Genomic DNA, 17990 nt, shown 5'->3' on the forward strand with positions numbered 1-17990 from the left:
AAAAGGTCAGGGCTTTTTTATTACCAACTGATGTTGTTATTGTATTTGATTACATTCGACGCTTTGAATTACTGTTGAACTTGGTAATCAAATTCAGGAACGATGATTTCTACACGACGGTTTTGAACACGACCTTCGTGAGTATCGTTTGATGCGATTGGGTTTGTTTCACCTTCACCACGAGTTGTGATACGAGATGAATCGATACCTTTTTCAACCAATGCATTAGCAACAGATTCTGCACGTTTTTCAGACATTACTTGGTTGTACGCAGCGCTACCAGATGTATCTGTATAACCCACTACTTCAACATTTGCTTGAGGATAGGTATTTAGGAAATCAACTAGCTCATCAAGCTGAGCTTTCGTTTCAGCTTTCAACTCTGCACTGTTAAGTTCGAAGCTACCAGTGCCAAGACGTTGAGTTTCAAATGTTCTTGTGACTTCAACAGGCGCTGCTGGTTCTTCAACCACGACAGGAGCTGGCTCTTCGCTTGCGCCAAATTTGTAAACCACACCGATCGTTGCCGAGTTGCCCATTGCACGAACGCTGTCGTTGTTGATGTCTGTGATTGCTTGGTATTCCACGCGAACCGCTACATTTTCGTGAGAATCAAATTCAATACCCGCAGCACCAAGGTAAGAGTAGTCATCTTTATCGCCGTAGTTTACGAAGGCACCACCAAATTTACCGTAAAGAGAGATATCGTTAGTAATTGGTAGGTTTACTTTAGGCGCTAAAGTGTATGCTTCTACTTTGTCGTTGTTTAGACCATTACCATCAAAGCGACCTAGGTAATCGTAGCCAGCTTCAATAGATAGGAAATCCCACATTTCATAACCGATGAACGCGCCAACAGTGGAGTCATCTTTATCACACACTGCTGAATTTTTACATGCGTCATCATCTAACCAAGATTTACCGGCTTTTGCACCAACGTAAACTTCTGCCATTGCTGAAGTTGTTGCTGCCATAAGAAGTGACGCTGAGATTACCGCTGCTAATTTTTTCATTATTGATTCCTCTGAAATCCGCTAACTGCTCGTGCAGTCAAAATCGTTGGGTTGGTTAGCAAGGGGGTTCATTCCAACCTCGTTTATGATTAAGCCAACGAGCGTGGTTATCGAACACCTTGTTGTTTCACTTCCGTTTGATTTGTTTCCGACTTGCCACTGGTTCTCAGTAGCTGACGAGGAAAACTATAATCAATTTTTTTCGACTTTGAAGATCAAAAATGTCAATAAATTGTCATGCCAAATTAACGACAAGCATAGAAATCAATGGCCAAGCCTTATGTGAACAGGGTTGCAGAAAAAAATGTTTAAATTGAACTTCGAGAATAAACCAGTGTCTGTGTGTGTTTATTCCAAAAAATAAGACCGAATGGCGTAGGATTTAACGGATAAAGCGGAGTGGATATACTGAAAAATCAAAAAAAAACCGCGGACTAGGCCGCGATTTTTTGTAAGAGCAAAAATAAATTTATTGAGCGTTGGCTTCACGTTCAGCGATAAAATCGAGCGCCATTTTAATTCGAGCTATCACACGTTCTTGCCCGACAAGCTGCATAACCGCATCCACTGAAGGAGATTGACCACCACCGGTTACGGCAACGCGAAGTGGCATACCTATTTTACCCATACCAATTTCAAGCTCTTCACACACTTGAGCTATCACAGTGTGTAAGTTCTCTGTTGACCAGTCTGTCAACGCTTCTACTTTACTGAGTGCCAGCTCTAGTGGCTGTTTTGCTACGCCACGTAAATGTTTCTTCGCAGCACCCGCTTCAAATTCGGAGAAATCTTCGTAGAAGTAACGGATTTGTTCAACCAGTTCTACCAGTGTATTACAACGCTCACCAACCAATTTGATAACGTCAGTAATGGCTGGGCCGTTATCCGTATTGAGGTTTTGGTTTTCAAGATGCCACTGTAGATGTTCTGCAACATACTCTGGTGATGACGTTTTAATGTAGTGATTGTTCAACCAGTTGAGTTTGTCGGTATTAAACGCGGAAGCCGACTTTGAAATCGCCTCTAAGCTGAAATGTTCAATCATCTCTTCACGAGAGAAGACTTCTTGGTCACCGTGAGACCAACCTAAACGAACAAGGTAGTTGTTCAACGCCACTGGCAAGTAGCCTTGATCTCGATACTGCATGACAGAAACCGCGCCATGGCGTTTAGACAGTTTGGCTCCGTCATCACCAAGAATCATCGCACAGTGCGCAAATACAGGAACGGGCGCACCAAGTGCTTTGTAGATATTAATTTGGCGAGGCGTGTTGTTGATATGATCTTCACCGCGAACAACGTGTGTAATGCCCATATCCCAGTCATCAACAACAACACAGAAGTTATATGTTGGCGCACCATCAGTACGGCGAATGATCAAATCATCCATTTGCGAGTTGCTGATTTCAATACGACCACGAATTTGGTCATCAAACACCACGCTCCCCTCTTTCGGGTTACGGAAACGAACCACACATGGGTCACCGTCTTTCGCTGCGTCATTTACCGCTTTAATTTTTGGATGATCCGCATCATAACGCGGCATCTCTTTATTCGCTTCTTGCTCTGCACGAATTTCGTCCAGCAACTCTTTTGGCGCGTAACATTTATAGGCTTTATCTTCAGCAAGCAGCTTATCGACCATCTCGTTATAACGATCAAAACGCTTGGTTTGGTAGTATGGACCTTCATCCCAGTCCAATCCCATCCAAGTCATGCCTTCCAGAATTGCGTCCACCGCTTCCTGAGTTGAACGCTCAAGGTCCGTATCTTCGATGCGAAGAACAAATTCACCACCTTGGTTCTTTGCATACAACCAAGAATAAAGTGCGGTACGCGCACCACCAACGTGAAGGTAGCCGGTAGGGCTTGGAGCAAAACGAGTTTTAACCGTCATTATGATATATACCTTTGATTGACACTGCTGCCTATTACAAGCCATAGGTCAGCGCTAAATTTGGGCGGTATTCTATCACCCACAGCACTCAACTCCAACGCCACATAGCATCTTTCTATGGTACCAGTTGGAAGCCAACTTCGTTCAATTACATGGCTTTCGGCATGAATCGCGTTTTTTACCTTAATTCAGTTACTGTCTATTTCTTCTGCAATCCGTCTCTTGACTTTCCCCTTGAGGGAAGGTTTAAGCTCATCGATATTGATAATCAGATGACGGGCAAACATTATGGCAACATTCGATATTCCATTGCGCGGTCTGCACTGTATGGGCTGTGCTCGCAAAGTCGAGAAAGCACTTAAAGCCGAGCATTCGGTTGATATTCATGAGCTCTCACCGCAGTCCGTTTCTCTTGACTCGAATGCTTCTTTTCAAGAGCTGGCGCACAGTATTGAAGACGTGGGTTATCACGCGGGTCACCATTATGAAATAGCGTTAAGTGGGCTACACTGCGGCGGCTGCGTGAATAAAGTTAAAAAGCACCTCGATGCTGACGATCAAATTGGACACTACGAGATCTCCACCAGCCATTTAAGTGTCGATACATTGCTTTCTGAGCAGGAAGTCATTGGGTTAGTCGAAAAGGTAGGATACCAAGCTCAACCAACGACTGACACCGAAGCCGATGCCACCGGAGAAGCGGATGATAGCAATGCTCGTCAAACGTCACAACAGCACGACGATACGGCAACGAGTAGTGGTCGCTCCTCAGCAAATGATAGTGCGTTACAAACCGGACATTTATTGATTCAAGGAATGACCTGCGCAAGCTGCGTTTCGTCTGTCGAAAAAGCATTGGCTTCAGTGGATGGCGTTGAGAAAGTTCAGGTCAACTTGGCTGAGCAGTCAGCGCTGGTTAAAACCACTCAAACGGTCGAAGCGTTGGAGCCTGCGTTAACAACAGCCGTAAAAAATGCAGGGTACCAAGCCAAAGTCGTTCATGACCCAAATACGCAACAACAACAGCAACTTGAGCAGCAACAAAAGCTGCAAACCGAATATAAGCGTAGTGCAATTGCTGGCTTAATTATTGGCGCGCCCCTAATGCTGTGGGGAGTATTTGGCGGCAATATGATGATTCGCAGTGGTCAAGATCAATGGATTTGGGGGCTGGTTGGTGCCCTCTGTCTTGGCTTATTGGCCACTGCTGGTCGTAGTTTTTTCGTCAATGCTTGGCAAGCACTGAAACATAAACGCGCAACAATGGACACACTGGTCGCCCTTGGAACTGGAGCTGCGTGGACATTCTCAATGTTGGTCGTATTGTTCCCCACTTGGTTTCCACAAGCATCGCGCCATGTTTATTTTGAAGCCAGCGCAATGATCATCGGCCTCATTTCGCTAGGACACTATATTGAAGCTAAAGCTAAAGCCAATACCACGCGTTCATTGCAATCACTTATAAATCTTCAGCCACAGAAAGCAACGCAAGTAACAGATAATGGCGATAAAGAGATTGATGTGGAAGCCATTGAACTTGGCATGAAACTGCGTATTAAACCTGGAGAAAAAGTCCCCGTCGACGGCAAAGTGGTGCAAGGCGAATCATACATTGATGAATCCATGCTCACCGGTGAGCCTATTGCCGTGAATAAAAGTCCAAATGACACCGTTGCAACCGGGACGCTTAACCAAGATGGCAGCCTAGTCATCGAAGCGACGGGCATTGGAAGCGATACCATGTTGTCACGAATTATTCAGTTAGTTCGCCAAGCGCAAAGCAGTAAACCAGCGATCGCGAAACTGGCTGACCAAATCTCGGCAGTTTTTGTGCCTGTCGTGGTCGGTATTGCTATTTTGGCCGCATTGGTTTGGTGGTGGGTTGGCCCCGATCCAAAAGCAAGTTATATGTTGGTGGTCGCGACGACAGTACTGATCATTGCTTGCCCTTGCGCTCTCGGTTTAGCGACGCCATTGTCTGTGACCGTTGGTGTCGGTAAAGCTGCGGAGATAGGTATTTTAATCAAAGATGCCGATGTTCTGCAGTCGGCCAGTCAAATTGATACCGTGGTATTTGATAAGACGGGCACCTTAACCGAGGGACAACCAACGGTGCGTCAAGTCTATGCGCTCAGTAAAGATCAAGATTCTGTGGTTAGCTTTGCCGCCAGTGTTGAGCAGCACTCAGAGCACCCACTTGCCAAAGCGATTACCCAATACGCCAAGCAAAACCAGTTTTCGTTAATCGAGGTATCCAACTTCAATAACCAACGAGGGCAAGGTGTTAGTGCAGACTATAAAGGCTCACCGATACAAGTGGCTTCCATCAATGCGCTGCAAGAGAAAAATATCGATCTGTCGGCCGCTGACCAAGCGCTTGAAGACGCTCGTCAGCAAGCTTGGACGCCCATCGGCGTTGTAGAAGGCGATACTCTGATTGGTGTGATTGCCATTGCTGATGCACTCAAAGAGGATGCGAAACAAGCCATTACTCAGCTTAATACCATGAATATTCGCTCGGTTATGCTCACCGGTGATAATGATGCAGTGGCACAAACCTTAGCCAAACAGCTCGGAATCAGTCAGGTGATTTCACAAGTGTTACCGGATCAAAAAGCTCAGCACATTGAAGATCTTCAACGTCAAGGGGCCAAAGTGGCAATGGTTGGAGATGGCGTCAATGACGCTCCGGCACTCGCTCTGGCTGATATTGGCATTGCAATGGGCAGTGGCAGTGATGTAGCTATCGATAGTGCACAAATGACTTTACTGAATACCTCACCGCTATCCGTAGTGAAGTCGATTCAGCTTTCTCAAGCAACAGTGAAAAACATGAAACAAAACCTTCTTGGGGCCTTTATTTATAACGCTTTTGGCATTCCGATTGCCGCTGGCGTGTTGTATCCGGCATTTGGCTTTTTGCTCAGCCCAGTTGTCGCTGGCGCAGCAATGGCCTTGTCTTCTATCACGGTGGTCAGTAATGCCAACCGACTTCGACTGTTTAATCCCAAAACAACTCAATGAGGCTTAATCAATGAAACGTTCTTTATTGGCTTTCGCACTGCTCTCGACAGTGACAGGCACAGCTCTGGCCAGTGATGTCATTAATCACAAATCCCCTTACTGTGGTTGCTGCAGTGAATGGGCAAAGCATATGCAAGAATCTGGCTTTACGGTGAAAGAAGTTCCCCACGAAGATATGGCTCCGATCAAAGCAAAGTTTGGCGTCCCGGACAATTTGGTCTCATGCCATACCGCCCAAATCGATGGGTATATTTTTGAAGGCCATGTTCCAGCTGACGATATTAAAGCTTTTCTCGCGGACAAACCCAGTGATGCAAAAGGCCTAGCCGTTCCGGGTATGCCGATGGGGTCACCAGGCATGGATTATGGCGATAAACGCCAAGCTTATTCCGTAATTCAATTTAACGCGAAAGGTCAGCAAAAAGTTTTCAATCAATACAAAGCATTGTAAAACAAAAGTTTAACTGTTCACATTTTCAGCAAAGCCTCTTAATACCCTTGTTTTTAGGAGGCTTTCGCTCGTCTATCTCTATCCTCAGCTATCATTGATAGTATAAAATACTCGCCGTTAGTCATTCATTATTGTTATTTTTCAGCTCATCGGTTTGCTGGTTATCAATATCAATCCCACTGAAAGGGCCTTCACATGATACGTGTCGTTGTATTTTTTCTCTGTTTTTTCTCGGCAATGCTCAAAGCAGAACCCATGTACTGGATGGCGCAAAAAGGTGATTTGAAGCTGATGCTACTCGGATCAGTTCATGTCGGCGACGACAGTTTGTACCCCCTGCCCGATACCGTTAACCAATTTCTCGAACAAAGCGATGGTTTAATCATTGAAACCGATGTTCGCAAATCATCAGGGGTTAACTACCCCACTTCTGATATCGCCACACGTGATGTATTAAGCCCCACCCAACAACAACAGTTATCCGCCATTGCCAAACAGTTTGAACTCGATAACAAAACGTTATTAGACGCACCGCCATGGGCCGCCGCAATCAGCTTACAGATAAAGCAACTTGAATATTTGGGGTATCGTTCAGATGACGGTGTTGATATTCGCCTTGTCTACCAAGCGACTGTCAAAGGCATTCCTGTGCTTAGCTTGGAAACCATGCAGTTTCAAATCAATTTACTCACCTCGCAGCCCGAGGGTGGTAAAGAGCTGCTGACCAGCTTTATCGATGAATATGAGCGTGCAGACACAATGATCCAATGCTTACTCAAAAGCTGGAAAACAGGGGATCTCAAAAGCCTAGAAAGATTTTCAGAACTGGCCGCTCTTTCAGAAGAGTACGAAAACCAATTTATCACCCAACGCAATCAAGATTGGGCAAATAAGTTGGCTAATCGCTTCATTACGCAAAGTAAAGGCAATTATCTTGTTGTGGTTGGCATGCTCCACTTGGTTGGTCAGGATAATTTAATCACGCTGCTGCGCCAAAAAGGCTTTGTGATTACGAAACTCAGCAATGAAGGGAACGCTCAGTGCTCATTTGGCTAAAAGCCAGAGAGTTCAAGAGAATTACTCAACCGCAGTATTTCTACTGCGGCTTTCTCAAATAGGGTCGGTGAAGAGGAATTCGATCGGACTGGCGCTCCAGACCACGACCCACTAGCCTTAAATACAAATATCTTTGCCAACAAACGTAAAAAAGCCGCAGTATTTCTACTGCGGCTTTCTCAAATATGGTCGGTGAAGAGGGATTCGAACCCCCGACCCTCTGGTCCCAAACCAGATGCGCTACCAAACTGCGCTATTCACCGAGTGCTTGCCATTATCGTTGGCAACGGAGGCGTATGATACGGATTCTTAATGTGAACGCAAGCCATTTTATGAAGTTTTTCTTGAATTACTTTCGTTCGCTCAAAACTCAATCAATCACGATAAAACGTGATTAAAGGCACAGCTTTCAACACTCTTTTCATGACTCGCTTTCGTTATTGATCTAAGTCAGTGTTGATTATTTAGCCAACTCCTATGCTTAGCTTGTCTTCGATAACTTTAGTGATGATATCGGCTGATTGTTTGCTATCTGGTAATGCGTAGCAGGTGACAGAGCTTAGCTCACTGTCCTCAATAGGCCGAGAATGTATACGGGATCATCCGATAAGTTATCAACGGCAAATCTCCTCACTAAATCGCTTAGCGTTCATCTTAATCAGTGAACACTCGCTTTGCACCGGGTTAGATGTTTATCTAATCCGGTTTTTTGTTTTCCAAGATATCGTCACCGTTTCAGCCCTGATATACTCACCGTATTGTTCCCACTTTTTGAGAAGCCGTTATGTCTCAAGACGATGATTTTTCTCTGTTTCAAGAGATGATGGGGGATGTAAAACCTCTCCAACACGATACAGCAGAACATAAGAAAACCCATTCGGTGACAGAAGCCCAACTCGCAAAACGTGAGGCGGCAATTTGGCTTAATGAGGACAACCCTGAGTATCTCTCCGTCGAACACACCACCATGATCAAACCAGAAGATGTGATTGAGTTTAAACGTGACGGCGTACAAGATGGCGTGTATCGCAAATTACGCTTAGGAAAGTATCCAATACAAGCTCGGCTCGACTTGCATCGAAAAACCATCAAGCAAGCCCGCGATGAAGTCATTAGGTTTCTCAAACAATGCATTGAAATGGACATACGCACTGTCGTGATTGTTCATGGACGTGGTGAGAAATCGAACCCACCAGCGTTGATGAAAAGTTATGTCGCAACTTGGCTGGAGCAAATTAAAGATGTGCAGTGTGCGCACAGTACGCAACGTCATCATGGCGGAACAGGCTCGGTTTACGTCTTACTGCGCAAAAGCAGTGACAAAAAGCTAGAGAACCGAGAACGCCATCAAAAACGCATGGGCTAGCCCCCCTATTGGTGTTAAACTTAATCTCCTATATGAAAAGCAGCCTCTCGCTGCTTTTTCTTTCCCTAACGCCGTTGTGAAACGTAATAAAGAGAGTTCGCATGTCACAAAGTTCAGAGAAACGCCTTAATAAATACATCAGTGAGACAGGGTTTTGTTCGCGCCGAGAGGCCGATAAATTAATCGAGCAAGGACGAGTAACGATTAATGGCGTCGTGCCAGAAATGGGGACCAAAGTTCAACTTGGTGATGAAGTGTGCATTGATGGTAAGCCTGTCGCCAGCAAAGAAAAACCTATCTACATTGCGCTCAACAAACCCACAGGCATCACCTGTACGACAGAACGCGACATTCCGGGCAACATCGTCGATTTTATCGGACATAAAAAACGTATATTTCCTATCGGTCGCCTTGATAAACCGTCTGATGGTTTGATTTTTTTAACCAACGATGGCGATATCGTCAATAAGATTTTGCGCGCGGGTAATAACCACGAGAAAGAGTATGTGGTTCGTGTCGATAAACCAGTAACTGATGAATTTATCAAACGTATGAGTTCCGGTGTTCACATTCTAGATACCGTCACCTTACCGTGTAAAGTCACCAAAGAAACCAAGTTTTCTTTTCGTATCGTGTTGACCCAAGGTTTAAACCGTCAAATTCGCCGTATGTGTGAATCTCTCGGTTACGAGGTCTACAAATTACGCCGTGTGCGGATTATGAACATCTCTTTAGATGGTATTCCCAATGGCGAGTGGCGCTATTTAAGCGATGATGAAGTTAAGCAGATTCTTACCATGTGCGAAAGCTCAAGTAGCACTGAGGAAGCCTCTAAGCTCGATGCCCAAGGGCGGAAGATTCGCAAAGCAACGGACGCTAAGTTGTATGATAGTCGAGAAGAGAACCAACCCTCTAAAGCTCGCCGTAATCAAACACGGACTTTTAAAGGGAATAATGCTGATACACTTCGCCATGCTCCAAATTCTAAGAAAGCACGTGGTGAGCAACCATCAAAACCGGCCAACAAATCTCGCTCGGGCCGCCCACAAACCAATGAATCACGCCCTAACGTAAACAAAAAGCGCGTTGGTGGAACACTCAGCCTGAAAAAGTAATCCGGCTGAACGCTATAAATAAGCATATTTATCGATCAAAAAAGGGAGCGCTATGCTCCCTTTTTAATATCTCAGTAAACACCTATTTGGTGCCGAAGATCTTATCACCAGCGTCGCCAAGACCCGGTACGATATAGCCTTTATCGTTCAGCTTTTCATCGATAGCGGCGGTGTAAAGCTCAACGTCTGGATGGGCTTTTTCGAGAGCTTCGATGCCTTCTGGTGCTGCCACTAAAACCAACACTTTAATGCTTTGACATCCCTGCTCTTTCAGTAGATCAATCGTTGCAATCATTGATCCGCCAGTCGCAAGCATTGGGTCAACAACCAAAGCGATGCGCTCTTCAATATTCGAGGTTAATTTATTAAAGTAAGGGACTGGCTCAAGGGTTTCTTCATCACGGTAGATACCGACAACACTGATACGAGCACTTGGCATATGCTCAAGTACGCCATCCATCATTCCAAGACCCGCGCGTAGAATCGGAACAACAGTAACTTTCTTACCTTTTAATTGATCAACTTCAACCGGACCATTCCAACCTTCAATGGTCACTTTCTCTGTTTCAAAATCAGAAGTCGCTTCATATGTGAGCAAGCTACCAACTTCGGTGGCTAATTCACGAAAACGCTTAGTGCTGATATCACCCTCTCGCATAAGACCTATCTTGTGTTTTACTAGCGGGTGTTTTACTTCAACAACTTTCATTTTCATCTCCGGCAATAGGCAAATTTTAATCAAACCTGCTGATTATATACGATTCCGGTTCAAATATCTTGATCTATCATAAGATAAAAAAACATGCGCAAACGTTTGCTCTTTAACTTTATACGCTGTTAGAATAGCGCCGTTTTCATATCCACAGATAACCGAGGACTTCCCTGTGAGCGGTAATAACTCTTCACTTAGCTACAAAGATGCAGGCGTTGATATTGATGCAGGCAACGCGTTAGTCGACCGAATTAAAGGTGCAGTAAAACGCACTCGTCGCCCAGAGGTCATGGGTGGCTTAGGTGGTTTTGGCGCATTATGCGAATTGCCAACCAAATACAAGCAACCGGTTCTGGTTTCAGGTACCGATGGTGTAGGGACCAAACTACGCCTCGCCTTGGATATGAACAAACACGATACCATCGGTATTGATTTGGTCGCAATGTGCGTCAACGATTTGATTGTGCAAGGTGCAGAGCCCCTCTTTTTCCTCGACTATTATGCAACGGGTAAACTGGATGTCGATACCGCAGCGGATGTTGTTTCAGGTATCGCAGAAGGCTGTGTTCAAGCAGGCTGTGCGCTGATTGGCGGAGAAACAGCTGAGATGCCAGGCATGTACGAAGGTGAAGACTACGATGTCGCTGGTTTTTGCGTCGGCGTCGTAGAGAAAGAAGACATTATCGATGGGACCAAAGTCCAAGCTGGTGATGCCCTTATTGCTGTCGGTTCAAGTGGCCCGCATTCTAACGGCTACTCATTGGTTCGTAAGATCCTTGAAGTGTCTAACGCGGATAAAAACGAGCAACTTGAAGGACGCAGTGTTGGTGAACACCTTCTAGAACCAACCAAAATTTATATTAAATCGGCACTGAAAATGATTGCCGAGCATGATATTCACGCGATTTCACACATCACAGGTGGTGGCTTCTGGGAGAACATTCCACGAGTCCTACCTCAAGGCACCAAAGCCGTGATCGATGGCAATAGCTGGCAATGGCCTGCGATTTTCTCTTGGTTGCAAGAGAAAGGCAATGTCGATACACACGAAATGTACCGTACATTTAACTGTGGTGTGGGCTTAATTGTCGCACTACCAAAAGCTCAAGCAGATGCCGCTGTCGAACTTCTTAAGCAAGAAGGCGAAAATGCTTGGGTCATTGGTGAGATCGCCACAGCAACAGATGAAGAAGAACAAGTAGAGATCAACTAAGCATGAAAAGTATTGTTGTTTTAGTTTCAGGAAATGGTACTAACTTACAAGCCATCATTGATGCCTGTGAAACCCAGATTAAAGATGGCAAAGTCACTGCTGTTTTTTCAAACAAAGCAACGGCGCATGCGTTAGAACGAGCAACAAAAGCGGGTGCCTCAGCGCTCGCTTTAGATCCGAAATCGTTTGAAACACGTGATGCGTTTGACCATGAATTAATGCGTCAAATCGACGAATACGAGCCAGATTTAGTCGTACTTGCTGGCTACATGCGTATTTTGAGTAACGAGTTTGTTCGTCGCTACCTTGGTCGAATGATCAACATTCATCCTTCTCTGTTGCCTAAATACCCTGGATTAAATACTTATCAGCGTGCGATCCACGCTGGCGATGAGGAACATGGTACCAGCGTTCACTTTGTGACCGAGCAGCTTGATGGTGGGCCCGTTATTTTGCAAGCCAAAGTGCCGATTTTTGACGAAGATACAGTTGAAACCCTCACTGCGCGAGTTCAAACTCAGGAATATCGTATTTACCCGCTGGTCGTGAAGTGGTTTGTCGAAGGTCGTTTGGCGATGGTCGATGGTAAAGCCGTGCTTGATGGTCAGCCTTTAGGGATTCATGGTCACGCGGGTGAATAACACCTCACCTTCAACACCTTCAAATGATTAACAAAAAAGCGAGCCAGTAAGGCTCGCTTTTTTGTTAATCTTCTATTCATCACTACTCTCTTATTCTGTCGTTACTGCCAATAGGAGGTAACTATGGATCTCAAAGGTTTACTTAACCAAGCACTGACTTCCGATATCGTTCGTCAGGGTAAGCAGCAATTGCAAACCCAAACCCAAAACCTCAAACAAAACCCCAACACGCTAAAAACGCTGGGGACAGGCGCTGCTGCCGGTGGGCTCGTTGAGCTCTTGATGGGCTCTAAAAAAAGCAAAAAGATGGGTAAAACGGCGCTAAAAGTCGGAGGCGCGGCGGCTCTAGGAGCACTTGCTTATAAAGTTTACAACGATTGGCAAAACAAGCAGCCTGATGGTGCGCCACAGGAAACCTTTGATGCCAACGATGAACGCCACCATATCATTATCATTAAAGCGATGATTGCTGCAGCGAAAGCCGATGGCCATGTAGATGACAATGAAATGGCCCGCATCGAGGAAGCTTTACAGGGCTTTGGCGCTGATGACAGCGTAAGAGCGCTTATCCAAGAAGAGCTGAATAAGGCGCTGGAACCAAGCACGATTGCCAGACTCGCTCAATCACCACAACAAGGCGCAGAGATTTATTTAGCGTCACTTATGGTGGCAGACGAGCAAAACTTTATGGAGAAAGCTTACCTTGATGAATTGGCCAAACAGCTTAATTTATCAACAGAGGTCATCACTCAACTCCAACAGCAAGCACGACAGTAAGCGATGAATTATTCACCAAACCCATCACTTAATTGAGACAGAGCAAGTTCACGCTTTGTGTTTGCTCTGCGCCATGTGTATATTTGAGAGTAGTTATCATTTATTCGGAAGAAACCATGCAAGTATACGATTGTTGTGATTTGATTCGTGAACTCTATGCACAAATTGGTAGTGGTGACCAAGGCTATATTCCCAAAGCCATTGGCTGTGCTTTAAGAGCACTCAACGATGTCGCTGCTGATACTTCTCTGCCGCAAGCAACACGTGAAAAGGCGGCCTTCGCCGCAGCGAATCTACTTATCTCTGACTTTGAGGACCAATGATGAACTTAGAGAATTTTGAAAAAATGGACCCAAACATGTTAATGAGCATCGTTAACATGAAGCTGCGTGATAACTTTTCAGGCGACCTTGATAAGCTAGTGAACTACTTTGATATCGACAAAGAAACACTGGAAACCAAGCTCAATAAAGCCGGCTACGACTTTCTTCCTGAAGCGGGTCAATTCCGTTAATTAAATACGTATATCTTGTCTTCGATGTGAAAATACATTTCGAACAACATTACGAACTAAAAAAGCCGTGAGCATGAGCTCACGGCTTTCTCTTTTACAGCAACAAAAGGTAAGTTAACCGATATTCTTACGCGCATTTTGGAACATGCGCATCCAAGCGCTGTTCTCGCCCCACTCTTCCGGATGCCAAGAGTTTGCCACCGTACGGAACACACGTTCAGGGTGTGGCATCATAATCGTGACACATCCATCACGCGTTGTTAGACCGGTAATCGCGTTGGGTGAACCGTTCGGGTTGTTTGGATATTGCTGAGTTGGATTACCCAGATTATCAACAAAACGTACTGCCACGGTGCCCGACTGTTCTAGCTCAGCAAGATGCTCAGCACCACGCACTTCAACACGACCTTCACCGTGAGAAACCGCGATTGGCATACGTGAACCTTGCATACCGTCAAAGAAGACTGAATCCGACTTTTGTACCTCAACAAGGCTAAAACGCGCCTCAAAACGCTCTGACTCATTGCGCACAAAGCGTGGCCATAAGTCAGCACCCGGGATCAGTTCTTTCAAATTCGAAAGCATTTGACAGCCGTTACATACCCCGAGCGAGAAGGTATTGTCACGGTTGAAGAAACCTTCAAATTGGCTGCGTGCTTGCTCGTTAAACAGCACGGATTTAGCCCAGCCTTCACCAGCGCCAAGTACGTCACCGTATGAGAAACCGCCACAGGCAACCAAACCGTGGTACTCATCAAGGACAGCTTTACCGGTTAAGATGTCGCTCATGTGAACATCCGTGGCTTCAAAACCAGCGCGATCAAACGCAGCTGCCATTTCAACGTGCGAGTTAACACCTTGCTCACGCAGAACCGCCATTTTAGGCTTAGCACCTTTGGCAATGTACGGCGCCGCAATATCTTCATTGACATCAAAGCTGAGTTTGACGTTCAAACCTGGGTCTGAATTATCTTGCTTCGCCGCAAATTCTTGATTAGCACACTGTGGATTATCACGCAGCGCTTGCATCTTATGAGTGGTTTCAGCCCAAATCGTGCGAAGCTCAGTACGAGAACGTTCAATAACGACGTTGTTCGCGGCGGTAATCACAAAAGTATCGCTGTCATTAACTTGGCCGATAACATGTGAGCATGTCTCGAGTCCATATTGGGCTAATGTCGCGTTCACGGCACCCAAGTCGCTGTTGCGAACTTGCAGCACCGCACCAAGCTCTTCGTTAAATAACGCGGCCAGAGTATCGTCACCCAGTCCTTCAATATTGGCTTTAACACCACAGTGACCGGCAAACGCCATTTCGGCTAGCGTGACCAATAGGCCACCGTCACCTTTATCGTGATATGCCAGCACCTGCTGGTTTGCTACCAAAGCTTGAACGGCATCAAAGAAGCCTTTGAGCTGCTCTGCATTGTCAACATCTGCGGGTTTATCACCAAGCTGTTTGTAAACTTGCGCCAACGCAGTCGCGCCCAGGCGGTTTTTACCATTACCTAAATCAATCAAAACAAGGCTGGTTTCGCCTTTATCAGTACGCAGCTGTGGTGTAATTGTGTTACGAACATCTTCCACACGAGCAAATGCCGTAATGATGAGAGACAGCGGTGAGGTCACTTCTTTCTCAACCCCATCGTCAGACCATTTCGTCTTCATCGACATTGAGTCTTTACCCACAGGAATGGTTAAACCCAGTGCAGGACACAGCTCTTCACCTACCGCTTTAACGGCTTCATAAAGACCAGCATCTTCACCTGGGTGACCCGCAGGTGACATCCAGTTGGCAGACAGTTTGATGTGTTTGATATCGCCAATATGCGTCGCCGCGATATTAGTCAGCGCTTCACCAACCGCAAGACGAGCCGAGGCGCCAAAATCAAGTAGAGCCACTGGTGTACGTTCACCCATCGACATTGCTTCACCATGATAGGTATCATAACTTGCTGCGGTGACCGCACAGTTCGCAACGGGAACCTGCCAAGGGCCAACCATTTGGTCACGAGCCACGAGCCCTGTTACCGTGCGGTCACCTATGGTGATCAAGAAGGTTTTTTCAGCCACAGTAGGTAGACGCAGTACGCGATCAACCGCTTCATTCAGCTCAATACCTTGGCGGTCAATGGCCGGGTTATTCACTTTGAGCGTCGTCGCATCGCGATGCATTTTCGGCGTTTTACCAAGCAAAATGTCCATAGGCATATCGATTGGCGTATTGTCGAAATGTGAATCTTCAAGGACTAAATCACGCTCTTCTGTTGCGATACCGACAACTGCATAAGGCGCACGCTCGCGCTGACATATCGCGTCAAAGACATCCATATTCTCTGGCGCAACGGCCAGTACATAGCGCTCTTGAGATTCATTACACCAAATCTCAAGTGGGCTCATTCCAGGCTCGTCATTGGGCACATCACGCAGCTGGAATTTACCGCCACGCTCGCCATCGTCGACTAATTCAGGCAGCGCATTAGAGATGCCGCCCGCACCAACATCATGGATAAAGGCGATTGGGTTATCGCTACCCATTTGCCAGCAGCGATCGATCACCTCTTGGCAACGGCGTTCCATCTCTGGGTTTTCACGCTGTACTGATGCGAAATCCAAATCTTCTGCTGATTGACCTGAGGCCATAGAAGACGCGGCGCCACCACCAAGGCCAATATTCATTGCCGGGCCGCCAAGCACGATAAGTTTGGCGCCAACCGGAATTTCTTTCTTTTGCACGTGTTCGTCGCGAATGTTGCCCATACCACCAGCAATCATGATTGGCTTGTGGTAACCACGAACCTCTTCACCTGCGTGCGAATTCACTTTTTCTTCGTAAGTACGGAAGTATCCCAACAGGTTTGGACGACCAAATTCATTGTTAAATGCTGCGCCGCCCAGAGGGCCTTCCAGCATGATGTCCAGAGCATTAACGATACGCCCAGGTTTACCGAAGTCGGTTTCCCAAGGCTGCTCAAAGTTGGGAATACGCAGGTTTGACACGGTAAATCCAACTAAGCCGGCTTTAGGTTTGCCGCCGATACCCGTTGCGCCTTCGTCACGAATTTCACCACCAGAGCCTGTTGATGCGCCAGGCCAAGGCGAGATAGCGGTTGGGTGGTTATGGGTTTCCACTTTCATCAAAATATGCGCATCTTCTTGATGGTAACCATATTGACGAGACTCAGGATTTGGGAAGAAACGCCCAACTTTTGATCCAGTCATCACCGCGGCATTGTCTTTATAAGCCGAAAGGACATACTCTGGGGTGGTTTCAAAGGTGTTTTTGATCATCTTAAACAGCGATTTCGGCTGCTTGACGCCATCAATCGTCCAATCCGCATTGAAGATTTTATGACGGCAGTGCTCTGAGTTAGCCTGCGCAAACATCATCAGCTCAATGTCTTTTGGGTTACGACCAAGAGTGTTAAAGCTTTCAACCAGATAATCAATTTCATCTTCGGCCAGTGCCAGACCAAGGGAAACGTTTGCTTTCTCAAGTGCAGTACGCCCACCTGCCAACACATCAACCTCAGTCACAGGTGCTGGTTGCGCTTGAGTAAATAGAGCGCTAGCTTGCTCTACCTCAGTAAATACCGTTTCCATCATACGATCGTGAATAAGCCCCTTCACAATCGTGAGTTGTTCGTCGCTTAATGAAGATGACGATTCGATATAATAAGCCGTTCCGCGCTCAAGGCGCTTTATTTTTGTTAAGCCACAGTTGTTAGCGATATCAGTTGATTTAGAGGACCACGGAGAGATTGTGCCCGGACGTGGTGTGACAAGCAGCAATAGACCTTGAGGCTCATGTTCCTCGATGGTTGGTCCGTAGGTTAGCAGCTTCTCTAACTTCTCTGATTCTGTTTGGTCTAAATCAGCCGTTAGATGAGCAAAGTGCATAAACTCTGCGTAAATACCCGTAATTGGGAGTTCTTGTTCACGACACAGTTCCAGAAGTTTATTTACTCGGAACTCAGAAAGAGCTGGGGAGCCACGCAAAATTCTCATGTGCTTAGGTCTCTTGTACGGTTGATTAAGGAAATATTGGAATAAATTCAGAAGGTTAATCTGTAATTTACACAAATTTATACCAATACGACCTCGTCATTTCGGGCGCATTATATCGGAATTGTTTTTGTGATGTAACACCAAACGCAACCGTTTGCGTCATTTTTTTTGTCAAATTTGAAATCCCGCAACTTCACTGGGAT

General features: G+C 46.0%; 14 protein-coding genes and 1 tRNA gene. 10 read left to right on the top strand and 5 right to left on the bottom strand.

Translation table 11 applies throughout. The features are described from left to right. Nucleotides 1–68: 68 nt before the first annotated feature. A complete protein-coding gene (locus tag ACFFUV_RS08470; protein WP_390191199.1) occupies nucleotides 69–1013 on the bottom strand; it encodes an OmpA family protein in 945 nt (314 codons plus the stop codon). 469 nt (nucleotides 1014–1482) lie between these two features. Beyond that, nucleotides 1483–2910: a glutamate--tRNA ligase gene (gene gltX / locus ACFFUV_RS08475; protein WP_390191201.1), complete on the bottom strand. Its 1428-nt coding sequence runs from the start codon at nucleotides 2908–2910 to the stop codon at nucleotides 1483–1485. Nucleotides 2911–3198: 288 nt separating this feature from the next. Here gltX and ACFFUV_RS08480 point away from each other — a divergent pair, with 288 nt between their 5' ends. The 3 genes from ACFFUV_RS08480 (at nucleotide 3199) to ACFFUV_RS08490 (ending at nucleotide 7441) form a co-directional block, all read left to right on the top strand. Then, a complete protein-coding gene (locus ACFFUV_RS08480; RefSeq protein WP_390191203.1) occupies nucleotides 3199–5934 on the top strand; it encodes a heavy metal translocating P-type ATPase in 2736 nt (911 codons plus the stop codon). A 10-nt stretch (nucleotides 5935–5944) separates the two neighbouring features. Continuing rightward, nucleotides 5945–6385, top strand: a complete 441-nt coding sequence (locus ACFFUV_RS08485; protein WP_390191204.1) for a DUF411 domain-containing protein — start codon at nucleotides 5945–5947, stop codon at nucleotides 6383–6385. A 195-nt stretch (nucleotides 6386–6580) separates the two neighbouring features. Next, nucleotides 6581–7441 carry a TraB/GumN family protein gene (locus ACFFUV_RS08490; RefSeq protein WP_390191206.1) on the top strand — a complete coding sequence of 287 codons (861 nt, stop codon included), beginning with the start codon at nucleotides 6581–6583 and terminating at the stop codon, nucleotides 7439–7441. Nucleotides 7442–7627: 186 nt separating this feature from the next. On the opposite strand, the gene ACFFUV_RS08495 is transcribed toward ACFFUV_RS08490, so the two are convergent. Further along, a tRNA-Pro gene (locus ACFFUV_RS08495) sits at nucleotides 7628–7704 on the bottom strand. Nucleotides 7705–8225: 521 nt separating this feature from the next. Here ACFFUV_RS08495 and smrA point away from each other — a divergent pair. Together smrA and rluF are read left to right on the top strand one after the other, a co-directional pair. Continuing rightward, nucleotides 8226–8807 (top strand): DNA endonuclease SmrA, encoded by a 582-nt coding sequence (smrA, locus tag ACFFUV_RS08500; protein WP_390191207.1) that lies wholly within the window; start codon nucleotides 8226–8228, stop codon nucleotides 8805–8807. A 101-nt stretch (nucleotides 8808–8908) separates the two neighbouring features. After that, nucleotides 8909–9922: a 23S rRNA pseudouridine(2604) synthase RluF gene (gene rluF, locus ACFFUV_RS08505; protein ID WP_390191210.1), complete on the top strand. Its 1014-nt coding sequence runs from the start codon at nucleotides 8909–8911 to the stop codon at nucleotides 9920–9922. Between the two features lie 82 nt (nucleotides 9923–10004). Here rluF and upp read toward each other — a convergent pair whose 3' ends face one another. Next, complete coding sequence (gene upp, locus ACFFUV_RS08510) at nucleotides 10005–10631, bottom strand: uracil phosphoribosyltransferase (protein ID WP_390191213.1); 627 nt, start codon at nucleotides 10629–10631, stop codon at nucleotides 10005–10007. Nucleotides 10632–10806: 175 nt separating this feature from the next. Between upp and purM the strand changes: the two genes are divergently transcribed. The 5 genes from purM (at nucleotide 10807) to ACFFUV_RS08535 (ending at nucleotide 13779) form a co-directional block, all read left to right on the top strand. Then, a complete protein-coding gene (gene purM, locus ACFFUV_RS08515) occupies nucleotides 10807–11847 on the top strand; it encodes a phosphoribosylformylglycinamidine cyclo-ligase (RefSeq protein WP_390191215.1) in 1041 nt (346 codons plus the stop codon). Nucleotides 11848–11849: 2 nt separating this feature from the next. Continuing rightward, nucleotides 11850–12488, top strand: a complete 639-nt coding sequence (purN, locus tag ACFFUV_RS08520) for a phosphoribosylglycinamide formyltransferase (RefSeq protein ID WP_390191216.1) — start codon at nucleotides 11850–11852, stop codon at nucleotides 12486–12488. Between the two features lie 123 nt (nucleotides 12489–12611). After that, nucleotides 12612–13265 carry a tellurite resistance TerB family protein gene (locus ACFFUV_RS08525; RefSeq protein ID WP_390191219.1) on the top strand — a complete coding sequence of 218 codons (654 nt, stop codon included), beginning with the start codon at nucleotides 12612–12614 and terminating at the stop codon, nucleotides 13263–13265. Nucleotides 13266–13381: 116 nt separating this feature from the next. Beyond that, the gene (locus ACFFUV_RS08530; RefSeq protein WP_390191221.1) at nucleotides 13382–13588 is read left to right on the top strand and encodes a YaeP family protein; all 207 of its coding nucleotides are present in this window, start codon (nucleotides 13382–13384) and stop codon (nucleotides 13586–13588) included. Beyond that, nucleotides 13588–13779, top strand: a complete 192-nt coding sequence (locus ACFFUV_RS08535; RefSeq protein WP_390191905.1) for a DUF4250 domain-containing protein — start codon at nucleotides 13588–13590, stop codon at nucleotides 13777–13779. The genes ACFFUV_RS08530 and ACFFUV_RS08535 overlap by 1 nt, the downstream gene beginning before the upstream one ends. A gap of 114 nt (nucleotides 13780–13893) precedes the next feature. Here ACFFUV_RS08535 and purL read toward each other — a convergent pair whose 3' ends face one another. Next, nucleotides 13894–17787, bottom strand: a complete 3894-nt coding sequence (gene purL, locus ACFFUV_RS08540; RefSeq protein ID WP_390191222.1) for a phosphoribosylformylglycinamidine synthase — start codon at nucleotides 17785–17787, stop codon at nucleotides 13894–13896. Between the last annotated feature and the right edge of the window lie 203 nt (nucleotides 17788–17990).

The sequence above is a fragment of the Vibrio olivae genome (assembly GCF_042428525.1).
Classification (GTDB): Bacteria; Pseudomonadota; Gammaproteobacteria; order Enterobacterales; family Vibrionaceae; genus Vibrio; species Vibrio olivae.